We start from the raw sequence: 15,316 nt of genomic DNA, 5'->3' as shown, positions 1-15,316 counted from the left end.
AGCAGCTAAGCGGTAGGGGATTTCAGCGGAATCCATCCCTTTCCCCGCTTCCCAAGCTCTGAAATGCTGATTGCCCAAGACTTCCTTTCAGGTATATATAAATTGCATTTTAACCAGCTCTTTATATATAAAAATACGCTAAACTCTCCGCGGAGGGGGCCAAAGCTTATGCCCTATCATTCCCATCGTTGAGCTATGAAAGGCGGTTTTGAGAATGCCCAAATCTTACGGATTTTATATATGGCAACAGGCAATCTATAGATAACTCATTAGCGATTTATAAATCTGCTGAGTGAAAACCCACCCCTCCCAAGGTGGGCAATAAAGATTCCGTTTCTGAGAAATTCCTCTCCTCGGAGGGGCGGGGGTGGGTCATGTTTCGGCTTTGTAAGTATAGCGAAAATGGGTTATATATACGTGTGGCGGCTTTCCGCCTGCACGTTCCTCCAATTTAAAATCCCCGCAGGGTTCGGAAACCGGGCAAACAGTAAGCAGACTATATAGCTGCACGTCCCTTTCAAACAGGCACAAGCCTGTGCCCGTTGGGCTGCCGCAGCAAGCAGGCCTGCGTAACAGCGGTGCTTATTTATCTGCAACGGATGCCATCGGCGGCTCAGGCGCCGGCACCACGTTCCGGATCGGTTTGGTAGACTTCAGGTAAGCAAAAATGGCTTTCAGTTCTTCGTCTGTCATGTTGCGGTACATGTCCCAGGGCATAGGGGGCAGCAAAGGGCGCCCGGAGGCAATACCCTTCAGTTTCCCTTCCCGGATGGCATATATAAAATTTTGCTCCTGCCAGTTTCCGATGCCTGTTTTATCGGACGTCAGATTAGCGGCGTAAGACACTCCCCAGGGCCCCACCCACGACGTGAGGGTCTGCGTAACGGCCAATCCCTTTTTCTGTATTTCATCCCGGTTTATGTCGGGCGGCGGCATCTGGGCCGGGTGCCCCGACAGCGCCAGGGAGAAATCTACCACCGGCCCCTTATCGGTCATCTTCTTAGGGGTGTGGCAATCGTGGCAACCTGCGATCAGCACCAGGTGCTCCCCGTACTTGATCTGGCTTTCGAACCCGCCATAGGTACCCTGCTGTGTGCCTGCCTGAACAACCGGGGCTATTCCGGCCTGCTGTGTGTCGTTTTCAGTGCGGGCCTCTGTGCATTGCGTGAAGAGGCCGGTGCCTGAGAATAAAAGGAAATAACCGAAAACCAACTGCTTTTTCATAGTTTTAGAATGCGTTATAACACTAATAATCAACTACATATAAAAGGTAATTTATTCTAAGATAATTAAAAAGCAGAAGCAGATATGTTGCGTGTAATCAATAAAAGCAGGGGTGAAAGCTGCCTTTTGCAGAGGTATCGCAAGTACTTGAAAAAAAGCATATAAATCCGGAAGGTTGCGTGGCGGAAGCTCCAACTGCAGGCGTTGCAACCGCGCAGAGGAGGTACAGACGGACGCGTTGATCAGCTGCACTTCGTGGCGGAGACGAGGCACCCTGTGGTGAGGTAACACGCGCTGAAAATAGCAGGCTATATAGCTGGCCGTAAGCGCAACGACGCAGAGGTGTGCCTTGCAGCGGTAGGCATGTAGCAGAACAGGAACAGCCCTTGCGATCACGCAACGGCTGTTCCTGTTACAAGCGCTGGCCTTGCCGGGGAAGGCAGGACCGAGAGGGATTTACTGGTTCAGGGAATTGAACCACGTTAACACATCGAGCATCATCGGCGTGATGCTGGTGCGGTGCATGCCGCCGGGGATCGGAACAAGCTCCACGCTGGTGGATCCCTCAGCGGTAAAAGCCTCGTAGGCAGATACCGTGGTAGAGTAGAACACGGCCTCATCGTCTGTGCCGTGGTACAGGCGGGTGGGCGTTTCAGGCACCCAGTCCAGTAAGCTGTTCCCGGCAATGGCCTCCTTCAGGGCTGTTTCTTCGGCAGGGTTCTGGAGGGCGGCATAAAAATCCGGGGTGAAAAGCGAGGCGGGGGCATTCGGTAACTCGCTGTTGATCTCCTCCCGGATCTTAGTGCCATCAAACAGGCTCGGTATTTTAGTGGCATAGGGCTCCTGGAAGAAGTCGGTGAGGGGGCGGTTCCAGCCGTAGGTGGTGTTGTACGACTGCACGATAAACGGCAAAAAGGCAGGGTCGGCGTAGGAGGGCGTCGCAACGATTTCCTGCATCATCAGGGTGAGGTCGTAGCCTCCGGCACCGGCTGCCACCGCTGTCAGCGACAGGTCGTGGTCCGGGTTTTCTTCTATTTCTTTCTGCGCCGCCAGGGTCACATAGCCCCCCTCGGAGTAGCCTACCAGGAACAGGTTGCCGTTGGTGGCGATCTTTTCCTCGTTCAGAAAATACTTCGCCGCTTTCAGCATGTCCACTACCGTTTGCGCCGAATGCTCCTCGTCGTAGTACGGGTGGAAAATATCGGACGTGGTCCCGTAGCCGATAAAGTCCGGCACCACCGTTATATATCCTGCCGCGCCGATCAGTTCAAACCCTGAAAAGGTATTCGGGAAGTTGGAGGGGGCATCGCTGTCCTTGAACATGGTGCCATGCTGTGCGCTCACCAGGCCCGGCACCGCAGGCGTGTTCTGGGGAACCGCCAGCAAACCCGAGGCCTCCACTTCTTCGCCTTTGTATTGGGTGGTATAGTTAATCCTGTAAAACTCCACGTCGTACTGCACCACCGACGCAAAGTCCCGGTTCTCCGGCGAGGCAAGGGCCAGGGCCTGTAACACCTCCTTGGGGAATTCCCCGATATAGGTGGAGGAGACAAAATGATTATCCGGTTCCGGTTCCGGCACATCATCGTCGCGGTCAAAGTCGCAGCTCCACAGCATGCTCAACGTGAGAAGCAGGTAAATGCCTCTCGATCTGAATAGGTTTCTCATCGCCATCGTCGGTTAAGGTGATATGTTCCGCAGCCAGGGAAAGGGCTGCGCTATTTAGAAGTATACTTATATAAAGTTAGAATTAGTATATAGGGCCCATGTTTTTAGCTACGGTAGGATATAGGGGTGCTAAAGCAGTGGAACCGGAGGTGAGGCAGCTAAAAATCCTACTGTTAAAATTGCCTGATGTATAGCTGTGTGGACTGGATGAGCATAAGCTGTAACGTCGCGCCAGTGGGGAATGAGATTCTCTTACATTATACTTGACAGGCGGTATAGGATATACCAAACCATGTGGGACATATAATCTGTATTTTACGCCGCGCCAAACGTATAGGGAATAAAGCATATCACAGGAATATGAATCTGACAGTAGGTTGTAAAGTGGAATGGACGGAGTCGGTGTACATACCTTATATAGAAGGAGAGACCTCAGCCTTTATCGGGGAGCGGACGATAACTGGTAGGATAACAGCAGAAGGCTATGCTAAGAAAACGAACTATCATTTCTTCACGATTCATGTTTATGGAGCGGAGGGGGTAAACGCGCACGAAATAGAACCGAACAGTAAGATCGTGCGGCGGGGCGTGGTGCTTTACCCGAAGTGCAGGATAATAGCTACCCCGGACAACTATGAGGAACTGGTAAAGGAAAAGGCAGAGCGGAAGGAAAACAGCAGCCCCGTATGTTATGCCAACTCAAAAGAACTGCGGGAAGGCTTCGAAGATTAACTTTACAACAACGGTTTTGTTACCATAAAAAAGGAAACTGCTGGCGCGAGCTTGCAGCTCGTGCCTCCACTAATCAGGCAATATCAATATTCAGCAAACCCTTGCCGCCACTATAGTCTATCGCGCTGCTATACTTCCAATGGTGTGGCTCCGACACAAAGCCAGCTTCCACGGGGTTGTTATGAATGTACTGAATTTTCTGGTCTATCACGGCATGGCTCCACAGTTCGATAGGGTTGTTATGCTGCTGCCAAAATTGCCGGTGCTTCACGTTGCTGTTCTTCAGGCCCGCCCGCTCCATCAGCCAGAGCATCCACTCTTTTCGGCTCTCCTTGTTATGTTCGGTTATGGCTTTTTGCAGCTGCTTGGAAGTATAGGTTTTCAGCTCCTTTAGCAGTGTGCTGGGGTTGTTGTCTTTGGCCCGGAAGATGAGGTGCACGTGACTGGGCATGATGCACCAGGTATAAATCTCCATACCTTTGTTTTTACGGCAGTAGTCCAGGCTATCGGTAAGTAAAGCAAAGTACTCCTCCCGCGTAAACACATCTATCCAGTACACCACCGCAAAACTAACAAAGTATAGCCCTTCCTTATTGTAAAATTTATACTTCCTACTCATGTTCCTGCTTATACTTATTACAGCAGCATTCGGGTTTTGATAGCCTTACGCTAGTGACATTCTATACTAGGATATTTTAGGCTAGTGCGAGCTTGCAGCTCGTACTGCTACTCGTGCTGAAGGTATAGCTGCGTGGAAAAGAAAAGGCACGAGCTACAAGCTCGCGCCAGCGGAGGAGCTTGTAGCTCGAACTGCTATTTTAACTGAAGGTATAGCTGCGTGGAACAGAAAAAGCACGAGCTACAAGCTCGCGCCAGCGGGGGAAAGAAAAGAATAAAGGCTTTGATAAAGTATTTAGGTTTAGATTTAGCAATAGATTAAGTTCATCGGTTCATTACATTAACTGAAAAGCCCTCTAAGTTTTGAGACCTTAGAGGGCTTTTCAGTTAATAGAATCGAATAATATCTCTGACAATATAATATTGTTTCAATCTTTTAGCTTTTCAATCCATGCTATGGCTTTATTGATAGCTTCCAAATCAAATAAGTAATCTACACCACTCATTGGATCAAATTTCATTGAATCCCCTGCAGAAAACTCTTTAATGTTTTCTACTATTTTCTCAATTGGTTTTGTAGAAAGTGGTAATGCAGTACCAAATCTTCTAATCATTGAAGGCGTTACTAAGGGAAAAATAGGATATATACTTTCTAGTCCCTTCGTAGTAGAAAAATGTACTCCTTCATGCTGTTTCAAAAATGTTGATTGTTCTGTCCAAAACTCCTCTGGATATATCTCTTTATCAGGGTTCAAGAGTTGTTCTCTAACTTTATCATAAACTTTATCAAGAATAAATGTGTAACCGAATTTAGCGAAAGCTAAAATATATCCAGTTTTCAATAAAGCCATGCCAAATAGCCTCTTTTCGACTCTTGATTTTTTATGAATCAACTCAACGATGGATTCAGGACTATTTGGTTTCAGTGATTTGATATAATCTTCTAAAACAGAGGGGTTGTTTTTTTTCTTACTGTGATACACTTGGATTTTGCCCTCAGGGCTAACTTTTACTTGACCTGTTACAGTTTTACCATTTTTGGTGATTGTAACGAACTGAGAAGAGTTAGGTAAAAAAGCTTTTGCGTCTAATTCTAACATACGATCAGTAAGATGGAAGTCTACTTTATGGCCACAGCTATTATTACATTTTTTACAGGTTAGAGCAACTTGAATACCTCCCAATGATTTAGGAGGAGCATCTTCAAGGGTTAATCTATTTCTCGATTTTTCTTCTAATGCTTCATCTGAAAATTGGTCTAGACATATAGGGCATATATATGTATTTTCATATTTCAACTCTTATTCTGTTAATAAATTATTCTCCTTAAGAAAAGCTAAATGATTAGAAAATCTGTTAAATAGAGCCTGTCTTTTTTTATCGTTTCTACTCATAATAGTGTGATACAATACTAAATATATATGTTGCCTAAAAATAGTATTTCAAATTCTTAAAGCATAACACAAGTATCAATCCGTAGATTTGTAAGTAGTAAATAAAGTTGACACCTATTTTTCATAAATTTCAATATCTCTTGCCCTTCAATCCCTTTACCATAGACCTACCCGTTCGGGAAATCATACCTGCTGTCAGGGAACACCTGGCGGCGCAGAACACGCTGATCGTAAACGCCCCTCCCGGAGCCGGTAAAAGCACCTTGCTGCCGCTGGCGATACTGGAGGAAGGCTGGCTGACGGGCCAGAAGATCATCATGCTGGAGCCCCGTCGCCTGGCGGCCAAAACCATTGCCGAGCGCCTGGCGCAGCTGCTGGGCGAGGAGGTAGGCCAGACCGTCGGGTACCGCATCCGTTTCGAGACCCGCATCTCCGACAAAACCCGGATCGAGGTCGTGACCGAAGGCATCCTCGCCCTCATGATCCACAGCGACCGCGCGCTCACGGGCGTGGGCATCGTGATCTTCGACGAGTTCCATGAGCGCAGCATCCATGCCGATGTGGCCATGGCCCTGAGCCGGGAGGCGCAGCACACGCTTCGCCCGGACCTGCGCATTATGGTGATGTCGGCCACGCTGGATATGCCGCAGCTCACCAGTCTACTGAAGGCCCCGGTGGCGCAAAGCATGGGGCGGCAATACCCCGTCGAGACCATTTATACCGGCGACGCCGACGACCGCATGCTCCCCGAAATGACGGCCCGCATCGTGCAGCAGGCGGCGCAGGAGCGGGAAGGGGATATCCTCGTGTTCCTGCCCGGCGAAAACGACATCCGGAAAGTGGAAGATATTTTGCGCAAACAAATGCGCGGCGTCATGATCCATCCATTGTTCGGCATGCTGCCCTTCGGCAAACAGTACGCCGCCATCATGCCCAACCGCGAAGGCAAGCGCAAAGTGGTGCTGGCCACCAGCATCGCCGAGACCAGCTTAACAATAGAAGGCGTGTCGGTGGTGGTAGATACGGGCTTCGGCAAAACCTCCCGTTTTGATCCGAAGTCCGGTTTGTCGCGCCTCGAAACGGTGCGCATTTCCAAAGACGCCGCCGACCAGCGGGCCGGTCGCGCCGGTCGTCTGGGCCCCGGCACGGCCTACCGGATGTGGAGCAAAACCACGCAGGAGCGCATGGCCCCGCACCGCACCCCCGAGATCATGGAAGCCGACCTGGCCAACCTGGTGCTCGACATGGCGCAGTGGGGCATCCTTGATATCCGCAGCCTGACCTGGCTCAACCCGCCGCCGCGCGCTGCCCTTGCTTCGGCAACCGACATGCTGCACCAGTTGCAGGCGCTGGAGAACGGCCGCATCACCGCGCACGGCCAGAAAATGCACGCGCTGCCGTGTCACCCGCGTATTGCGCACATGCTCCTCAAAGCCGGGGAAACCGACCAGGTGGCCCTGGCCTCTGATATTGCCGCCATCCTTGAAGAGCGCGACCCGCTGGATCGCAACGCCGGCATCGACATTAATTTGAGAATTGAGGCCCTCCGCAGGTATAGGCGCGAGCAGGGGCAGGGCAAGCGTTTCAGCAAGATCGAGAAGGTAGCCCGCTCGTACCGCCAGCTGTTCAGCATTGAGCCGCAGAACGGTGCTTTTGATGACTACGAAACCGGCGTGCTGCTCTCGCATTGCTACCCCGAGCGCATTGCGTACGCACGCCCCGGCAACAACGCGCAGTTCCAGTTGGCCAGCGGGCAATATGCAGCCGCCGGTCACCGCGACGACCTGGCGCACGAGCCCTGGCTGGCCATCGCGCACCTGCACGCAGGCACCGGCGACAACCTGGGCCGCATTTTCCTGGCCTCGCCGCTCAACCCCCGCGACCTGGCTCCGCTCTTGAAACAGCAGGAGGTCTACCACTGGGACGTAAACGACGGCGAACTCACCGCCTCGCTGGATACCCGTATCGGCAGCATCGTGCTGCAAAGCAAACCACTGCCGCCCCCCGACGAGAAGCACCGCGTACCTGCCATGTCCGAAGCCATTAAACAGGAAGGCGAGCACCTGCTGGACTTCAACCACGACGTGACGCAATGGCAAAACCGCGTGGGGAGCCTGCGCAAATGGCGCCCCTCCGAATTCTGGCCCGACGTGAGCACCTCCACGCTGCTCATGACCAACTGGGACTGGCTGCGCACCTACCTGTTCGACATCGAGCACCCCGATGAGCTGATGCAACTGGAGCTGCTGCCGATTCTGGAAGCGAAGTTCCTGAACGAGGCACAGCGGGCGAGGCTGGACGTGCTGGCCCCGTCAGTTATAAAGTTGCCGGATGGTTCATCGGCTGCGCTGGCCTATCAACCCGATGGCGCACAGCCAAAGCTGGAGATACGCTTGCAGGATGTGCTGGGATGGGACCAAAGTCCGACAGTGGACGAAGGCGAGATGACCGTGGAGCTGCACTTGCTCACCCCGGAGCTGAAACCGATCACCACCGTGGCGGATCTGGCGGGTTTCTGGAAGGGGAATTACCGCGTGATCAAAAGGCAGTTGGAAGTGGTGTTTCCGGAAGTAGCGTGGGAGAGAGGGTGAGGGAGCTTCACCTATAGCACCGGAGTATTCAGCCGCATCCGGTTTAATTTTTCTGTTCGTGTGCTGGTAGTGCGGTGATTTAATTTAGATATCATCTGTTCAATAATTCTGTGCGCAACTTGTACCCACCCCTAACCCCTCCGAGGAGGGGAATTTAAAGTAGGTGTATAAAATTGAATGCACACGAATCATTCGATAATGGTATTCTATATGGCTCGCCCTTAAAATACCAAAGCGCAAACCCTATGGCCTGCGCTTTGGTGGTGGGAGGATGCCTGTAGAAGCTACGGATACTGGGCAGCTATATAGGCATGCATATAAAATAAGCAATAGCCGAAGGAATGGTGATTCCTTCGGCCTCTTTTTATTCTATCAACAGCCGGGTATGGGCTGCCCCTGAAGCAGAAACTGCCCTGATGATATAGACACCTCTGCGCAGTTGCGTACCAAACTTCATTTCTGTGCTGGCTGCCCCACGCTCATCTGTCGCTGCTGTTGTTTCATATAACTTCTGCCCTGTCACGCTGTAAAGGGAGAGGTTGACAGCCTCTTTTATGCCGAAGTTCGCGATATCCACATAACCCGTTCCCCCTGTATTCGGATTCGGATATACCTTCACCATCCTTGCGGCGTTGGTTTCCTCCGTTGCTGCGATCACTGCGGCAGTAGAAGTGGCTGCAGCGGTAGCAGGCACAATGGCAATCGCACTGATGATGGGATTATCCACCTGCCGGATAAAGTCAATGGTCACAGTGCCATCAGTGATCCTCATCGGAATCTCCCGCATCACAGCGGAGGCTGTCCCTGCTTCACGGCTAATATCGAAACCAGACAGTTCTTTTTTACCACCCTCTATGTTGACATCGAACACCCGTTGCCCGGCAGAGGTCTTTTCCAATTCAGCAAAGTAAAGCTGCACGAGGTAATCCCCGTTGGTTACTGGTATAGTATAGGTGAAGGCAACAGAATTCTTTTTCGCGTTGCGCACATTTGTGTTTGTCCAGCCAGTCTCAAAGATTTCATTGTCCATGTTTGCAGGTACGCCGGCAACGGAGGAGCTCATTTTATAAGCGTTCCCCTCTGATACATAGCTATTACAGCTTGTTGAAGCAGGACACCCGATCCATGTTATTCCAGCAATATCCTTTTGAATACCACCGGCATTGATTCGCAAGGTGGTCAGTTTCTCAGTAAAACTGGCTGTCACCGCTTTGTCTGCATTCATCGTAAGTGTGACAACATTGGCAGACCCTGATGCATCCCCACCCCAGCCAACAAACTCATAACCTGTCGTTGGCGTAGCCGTGAGGGTCAACTCGGTGCCGGGGTCGTAGCTTTCCTGATCCGGGTTTTTTGTGACCGTGCCGCTGCCGCTGGTGATCACCGCGAGGGTGAAGCTCGTCTGCTGCACCTGGGTGAAAGTGGCTGTGATGCTTAGGTCACTGGAAACGGTCAGGCTTAGCGGATTGGCAGCGCCTGTGGCATCTCCGCTCCAGCCAGCAAACGCATAGCCGGCAGCAGGCGTGGCTGTAAGTGTTACACTCGAGCCATCTACATAAAGCTCCTGGTCCGGGTCCTTCAGCACGGTTCCGCTGCCGGTGGTAGTCACCGTAAGCGTATAGCTGGCCTGCTGCACGGGAGTAAACGTAGCGGTGACGGACTTGTTGGCGTCCATCGTCAGCTTCAGCGGATATGCCGTGCCCGAGGCATCGCCTGACCAGCCGCTGAACGCGTAGCCCGCAGCGGGGGCGGCCGTGAGGGTCACCTCGGTGCCGGCAGCGTAGCTGCTCTGGTTGGGGCTCTTGCTCACAGTTCCGCTGCCCGCGGTGCTTACGTCCAGTGTGTAGGTGGTGGGGGCGCCCGCCCTGCCGATCTCGATGGCCGAGATGATGGCGTTGTCCTTGAGGGAGGAGAAGGCGATGTGGAGGGCCCCGTCGGAGACGCTCACCCCCTGGAAGGTCTTGACCACGGCCTTGCCCGCCCCGTCCTGGGCGAAGATGTCGTAGCTGCTCAGCACCCGCTGCCCCTCCACGTCGACGTGGAAGACGCGCTTGCCGGCCCCGCCGGCAACGCCGCCCGGGGCCCCGTAGTAGGGCTCCAGGAAGTGGAGGCGGACGGTGTAGGTGCCCGCCTCGGCCGGGATGCTGTAGCTGAACGGCGCCCCGCTGGCGGCGTAGCGGTAGCTCAGGTAGAGCTGGTCGTCTAAGGTGCCGGCCACGTCGAAGGACTTGGCCTTGGTCAGGCCGCCGGTGAAGTTGGCGTCGGCCGACCAGGAGCGCCCGGCCCCGTCCGTGTACTGCGCGCCCCCGGCATTGATCAGGTTTGTCGCCGTAATCTGGGACTGGGTGAAAGTGGCGTTGACAGCTTTAGTGGCGTCCATCGTCAGCTTCAGCGGGTTGGCTGTGCCCGAGGCGTCGCCTGACCAGCCGCTGAACGCGTAGCCCGGGGCGGGGGCGGCCGTGAGCGTCACCTCGGTGCCGGCAGCGTAGCTGCTCTGGTTGGGGCTCTTGCTCACAGTTCCGCTACCCGTGGTGTTGAGGGTGAGGGTATAACCTGTTGCTTGTACTGCACCCGCCTTCGCGATTACAAAATAGTTGTTCTGCGCCCCGGATGCCGGGCTCTGCATGTTTCCCCCCAGCGTAACAGTTCCAGCCTGAAAACTCTTGGAGTAGATGTCCATGTAGCTGATCTTGGAGTCATCTACCCCCACCCGGTCTGTGAGCTTCTGCCAGTCGCTCAGCCAGGAAGGCAGCGTCGTTGCCCTCGGGTCGTATGCCACATAGATTGTCCCGGATTGTGTCATATTAAAGGAGAGCGCATTGGAACTGGTGCTAAATTTGTCATCGTTAGCAGTTTGCAGCAACAGGGCGCCGCCCAACGATGTTGGGATACTGGTTACCTGATAAGTACGATCAGTATAGGTCTTTGCCCAGATTACCAGGTCTGTCTGCGTATACAGTTTGCCGGAAGCGGCAGTAATGTTCGTTATAAACCCGCCGGGCTGCTGCACTTTTGTAAAGGTGGCGGTGATGTTTTTATCCCCGTCCATGGTGAGGTTAAGTGGGTTGGTGCTGCCCGATGCGTCGCCGCTCCAACCCTCCAACTCATAGCCGAGTGCCGGTGTCGCGTTGATGGTTACCTTGTAGCCTTTGGCAAACACTGTTTGGTCAGGATCACTTTTCAGTGCGCCATTGCCTATTGCATGAAGGCTTAGTATATGAGAGTCTGCTTCAGAAAGGACAACGATATTTACGCAGAAGCTGCCGTTTGTATAGCCGGGGCCCTCTCCCGCACCGGTTGCAGTGATAGTAGCCGCGTACTCGCCTGGTGCTAAGTTACTGGCATCTATAGTTGCTTCTATCTCAACGGCAGACGGCACGGCTGTACCCGTTTCGTTTTTACTCAGTGTTAGCCAGGCAGCGTTGGAACTTAAGGTGTATTGCTTTTCTCCTTCAACTGTGAAGAGCAGGTTCTTTACTACTTCCGGGTAACCGGGCTTAACGGTTTTACTGAGGCATGGCGCGACAAAGCCAAATTTATAGGGAATGCTACGGGAGATAGGGGCTGTATATGTTTCTAAGCGCTCATTGGTAATATTCGTCAAGGCACCATGAGAAATCATAAAGGTATTATCTACTACTTTTGCAGAGATGCCATAGTAGTTATTCGGTAATTGAAACTCGGTGGCATCTGACCAGGAACCAAGCCCGTTGTTCGTTTCAGGATTGAACACCAGGACAGTATTCTGAGCAACATCTGAAGCTCCCTGTCCGCCAACCATAAATATTTTCCCGTCAACCGGGAAAATCCCACCCTCAGCATGGGAACGGGCCGCAGGCAAATCAGTCAGTCTGGTCCAGGTGTCGGTAACAGGATCATATACATGACAGTATTTTTGATCAGCACCACCGCAGTCATGGCCGAACTGCCCGCCCAAGGCGTAAATCCTGCCACCCAAAACTACCGTATTGAGGTGATTGCGCGGGATAGGCATGGGGGCACGCTTGTTTTCCCAGGATGTATTCAGAGGGTCTGCAAGCCATTTGTCTACATCAAGCGTTAAGTGGTATATACTTTGATCACCACAAATAGACGGGGCAAACCCTCCAAACACATGCAGGGTACGCCCGATCAGGGCAGCCCCGCCGCCTCCCAATGGCAGAGGCTGTCCGTTCGCTGGATCTTTTAGTTCTGGGCCGGCAGACCAGCTATCATTTGTGATATCATAAATCAGTACCTGGCTGGTAACCGGACCGTCAGCATTCGTCGCTCTGCCGCCCACGTGCCATATTTTGTCATCAATCAGGGCAACACCCTGGTGCGTGACCGTTTTTCCGCTTGGAAAGGAAGCCCTTAGATCCCACTTGTCTGAGGAGGCGTCATATACTTCGTTCGCGCTTTCGAAATTGGGGTGTTCCCCAAAACCACCAAACACGTAAATTTTGCCTTTGTATAATACGCTGGGGCATTCTCCTCTTTTCCGGAGCGCATCTGATTTACGCGTCCATTGTGCATTAGAGAATACGGGCATCAGCATTAACAGACAGACAAGCGCTATATGCCTGTACCTTTGAAGCCAGAAAGTTCTAACTGCCTGATTAATAATGTATAGCAAAATGGCTTTTTCAAAGTTAGAGAAGGGAGATAATTGTCTCATCATAAGGAGGGAGCAAAAGGTCTGCAGTTTATTAAATATTAATACAATTAAAAAAAATATTTAAATATTCCCACAATATAAATTTATTTATCAGATATATATAATACTTTAGTAGAAAATTATTATGTTTTACTACTGTTTAGTATCATTTAGCTTAAAATTTTGTTTGAACACAAAATATGGTACAGTTCTGAGAGAAGGGAAATCAGCAATGGATATATATGGTCCTGTTATACCCATTTTGGACGGGCTATAATTAAGGTAAGGTGTCAAAAAATTATATTTTTTTAGTGGTGCAATGCCTAAGGATGAAAACTGTCAGCTGTTGCAGGGAAGAGCGGATAGCTCTTGTGACTATTAGAGAAAAGTGACAGGAAGAAAGTGTGGAGTCTAACTGTAAATTTAGTTTTGATTAGTCCCTGCACTCTTCGTCTTTAAAGTTTGGGCACCAGCCTCGGGGATCCATTTTATTTCTTATTGAAAACAGAACCTCTGCGCAGTTGCTGATTGACAGGGTGACGGAGCTAAAACAGGTTAGCGTAACGCTTCAGATAATAAACATAAAACAAAGGAGTAGGCCTGCATATCTGCCAACAAATCATCCCGTTTCCGCAGCCGGCTCATGCAAGCCTATTTTTTCCAATACGCGGGTAGATACGGCATTGCCGTTCAGGCATCTGGCTGTGATGCAGGAAACCCCGTATTGCGCAAGTGACTAAATCGTCAGCGCTATTGCCGCCTTAAAGCCAAAACTCTGCGTTGCTGTTGCGCTATGATGGTACAGCCGGTGCCAATGGCACCAAGGCTGTCGGGTCTGCCTTCGGAGCCGGCACCACCGAGAACGGCGCTGTTGCTCCGAAGAACAATCATATTGGATTCAAACACGGTGGGCTGTGCTTCCTGCTCCGGGTTTCGGATGATGTTGGGCGGGATCTCAAGCTCTAAGCGTCCGGCCAGTTCCTCCGGTCCTGAGACCCCATTCAGCTAGTACCTCCAGTCTTCCTGCAAGGTCGCAAATGCCATTGTTATCGGTACCGGCAACAGGCGTTCTGTATCAAAGAATTGCGCAACCGTGACGGTTGTTCCTTGATTTAAGCTTGGCTCTTAGGGCCTCAAAGAGAGGAAAACTTCCTGTATGCGCTCTCGTTGTACACCTTCATCATTACATAAAGCAGAAGTTGTAATCATGCAGCAGAGGCAGTATGCCCGGGTTATATATACCACACGTCGTCGGGAGCTACCGCTATATATACCGTTTCACCTTTTGCAACGGAAAGGCTGTTGGTTTTTAATCTCAGGGTAGCTTCCGGAAGCTGCACATCCAATTCGTAGTAGCTGCCGAAGAAATGCACCTGCTGCACTTTCCCCGCAACGCCTTCGCTTTCGTTTGCTGCCAGCCGGAGGTTTTCCGGGCGGATCAGCACAGACTTCCCATGCAGGGCGATGCCAGGCAGGCGGGAAAACGCGTGTGCCTGCGCGGGGGGTAACAGGTTGTAGTTTCCAAACAGCCCGGCGATATAGGTGTTGGCAGGTTGCCTGTAAATTTTTGCGGGAGAGGCCTGCTGCTGCACCTGGCCGTTTTTCATCACTATTATTTCATCTGCCCACGAGAGCGTGTCCAGCGGGTCGTGGGAGATCAGCGTGCAGGTGATGTGCAGCTCTTCCCCGATGTCACGGATAACGGCTTTCAGCAACTCCTTGTGCACCATGTCCAGGTTGGAGTAGGGCTCGTCGAGCAGCAACAGCCTGGGAGCGGAAGTGAGCAGCCGGGCCATGGCGATGCGTTGCCGTTCTCCCCCGGACAAATGATCTGTTCTCCGGTGGAGGAGATGGCTGATCCGGCACACCGCATATAAGGTTTCCGCCTCTGCTGCCGTCAGCGTATTGGCATAGCGCAACACCTGTTCCACCCGCAAGGACTTGGGCAGCTCAAACTGCTGCGACAGGTAGGCGATTCCCGGATGGCCTGGCACCAGTTTTTCTGCAGGGCCTTTCACTCTTGTCTCTTCAAAGAAAACAGCACCGGCACCGGGCTGTATATAACCTGCAATAATCTTCAGAAGCGTGCTTTTACCAGAGCCCGTTTCTCCGGCGATGGCGATTTTCTGTAACTCCCCCTGGGAGAAGCTAATGTCCTTCAAAACAAATGCCCCTTCCTCCTCAATACTGACACCGTTTACTTCTAAGAAATTCATAGGATTGAAGGGGACTGACGTTTTTTTATAATCATTATTCAGAGGGCTAAGCAGACCTAGGGCACACGGCTATATATAACCTGGCTTTATTTAATTTAAATCAAGTAGGAAAAGCCTTTCAAAAGGCAAAGATATGGAAACTCTGCAAGGATTCTGCCTCAACTGCGAGGCGGGAGGTGTGGGCGGGCTATGCTCGGGGAACAGATGTGATGCGGCTGACACATTTAAGTTTTTTAA

The 15,316-nt window shown here is 51.7% G+C and carries 9 protein-coding genes; 3 read left to right on the top strand and 6 right to left on the bottom strand.

Going from position 1 to position 15,316, the window contains the following annotated elements:
* Positions 1-582 precede the first annotated feature (582 nt).
* Together ABD920_RS02400 and ABD920_RS02395 are read right to left on the bottom strand one after the other, a co-directional pair.
* The gene (locus ABD920_RS02400) at positions 583-1,224 is read right to left on the bottom strand and encodes a c-type cytochrome (RefSeq protein WP_345156549.1); all 642 of its coding nucleotides are present in this window, start codon (positions 1,222-1,224) and stop codon (positions 583-585) included.
* A gap of 456 nt (positions 1,225-1,680) precedes the next feature.
* Positions 1,681-2,892, bottom strand: coding sequence for an alpha/beta hydrolase family protein (locus tag ABD920_RS02395; RefSeq protein ID WP_345156548.1), 1,212 nt, complete (start codon positions 2,890-2,892; stop codon positions 1,681-1,683).
* A gap of 360 nt (positions 2,893-3,252) precedes the next feature.
* Here ABD920_RS02395 and ABD920_RS02390 point away from each other — a divergent pair, with 360 nt between their 5' ends.
* Entirely contained in the window at positions 3,253-3,624 is a 372-nt protein-coding gene (locus ABD920_RS02390; RefSeq protein ID WP_345156547.1) for a hypothetical protein, read from the top strand.
* Positions 3,625-3,697: 73 nt separating this feature from the next.
* Here the strand turns inward: ABD920_RS02390 and ABD920_RS02385 are convergent, their stop codons facing one another.
* Positions 3,698-4,243 carry an REP-associated tyrosine transposase gene (locus ABD920_RS02385; RefSeq protein ID WP_345156546.1) on the bottom strand — a complete coding sequence of 182 codons (546 nt, stop codon included), beginning with the start codon at positions 4,241-4,243 and terminating at the stop codon, positions 3,698-3,700.
* Positions 4,244-4,670: 427 nt separating this feature from the next.
* Complete coding sequence (locus ABD920_RS02380; protein WP_345156545.1) at positions 4,671-5,540, bottom strand: hypothetical protein; 870 nt, start codon at positions 5,538-5,540, stop codon at positions 4,671-4,673.
* 236 nt (positions 5,541-5,776) lie between these two features.
* On the opposite strand from ABD920_RS02380, the gene hrpB reads away from it, so the two are divergent.
* Positions 5,777-8,227, top strand: coding sequence for an ATP-dependent helicase HrpB (hrpB, locus tag ABD920_RS02375; RefSeq protein ID WP_345156544.1), 2,451 nt, complete (start codon positions 5,777-5,779; stop codon positions 8,225-8,227).
* Between the two features lie 364 nt (positions 8,228-8,591).
* Here hrpB and ABD920_RS02370 read toward each other — a convergent pair whose 3' ends face one another.
* The gene (locus tag ABD920_RS02370) at positions 8,592-12,758 is read right to left on the bottom strand and encodes an InlB B-repeat-containing protein (protein WP_345156543.1); all 4,167 of its coding nucleotides are present in this window, start codon (positions 12,756-12,758) and stop codon (positions 8,592-8,594) included.
* A gap of 891 nt (positions 12,759-13,649) precedes the next feature.
* Between ABD920_RS02370 and ABD920_RS02365 the strand changes: the two genes are divergently transcribed.
* On the top strand, positions 13,650-13,829 hold the full coding sequence (locus tag ABD920_RS02365) for a hypothetical protein (protein ID WP_345156542.1): 180 nt from the start codon (positions 13,650-13,652) through the stop codon (positions 13,827-13,829).
* A gap of 266 nt (positions 13,830-14,095) precedes the next feature.
* Here ABD920_RS02365 and ABD920_RS02360 read toward each other — a convergent pair whose 3' ends face one another.
* Positions 14,096-15,079 carry an ABC transporter ATP-binding protein gene (locus ABD920_RS02360; protein ID WP_345156541.1) on the bottom strand — a complete coding sequence of 328 codons (984 nt, stop codon included), beginning with the start codon at positions 15,077-15,079 and terminating at the stop codon, positions 14,096-14,098.
* Positions 15,080-15,316 lie beyond the last annotated feature (237 nt).

The sequence above is a fragment of the Pontibacter saemangeumensis genome, from assembly GCF_039541895.1.
GTDB classification, from domain to species: Bacteria; Bacteroidota; Bacteroidia; order Cytophagales; family Hymenobacteraceae; genus Pontibacter; species Pontibacter saemangeumensis.
Note: the sequence above shows the minus strand (reverse complement) of the source record. Positions and strands in the feature narration are given on the sequence as shown.

Bases quoted from the DNA above. Each gene is read 5' to 3' on its own strand.
- ABD920_RS02395 (WP_345156548.1), bottom strand. From the start codon at position 2,892: ATGAGAAACCTATTCAGATCGAGAGGCATTTACCTGCTTCTCACGTTG.
- ABD920_RS02400 (WP_345156549.1), bottom strand. From the start codon at position 1,224: ATGAAAAAGCAGTTGGTTTTCGGTTATTTCCTTTTATTCTCAGGCACC.
- ABD920_RS02370 (WP_345156543.1), bottom strand. From the start codon at position 12,758: ATGCCCGTATTCTCTAATGCACAATGGACGCGTAAATCAGATGCGCTC.
- ABD920_RS02360 (WP_345156541.1), bottom strand. From the start codon at position 15,079: ATGAATTTCTTAGAAGTAAACGGTGTCAGTATTGAGGAGGAAGGGGCA.
- ABD920_RS02390 (WP_345156547.1), top strand. From the start codon at position 3,253: ATGAATCTGACAGTAGGTTGTAAAGTGGAATGGACGGAGTCGGTGTAC.
- ABD920_RS02385 (WP_345156546.1), bottom strand. From the start codon at position 4,243: ATGAGTAGGAAGTATAAATTTTACAATAAGGAAGGGCTATACTTTGTT.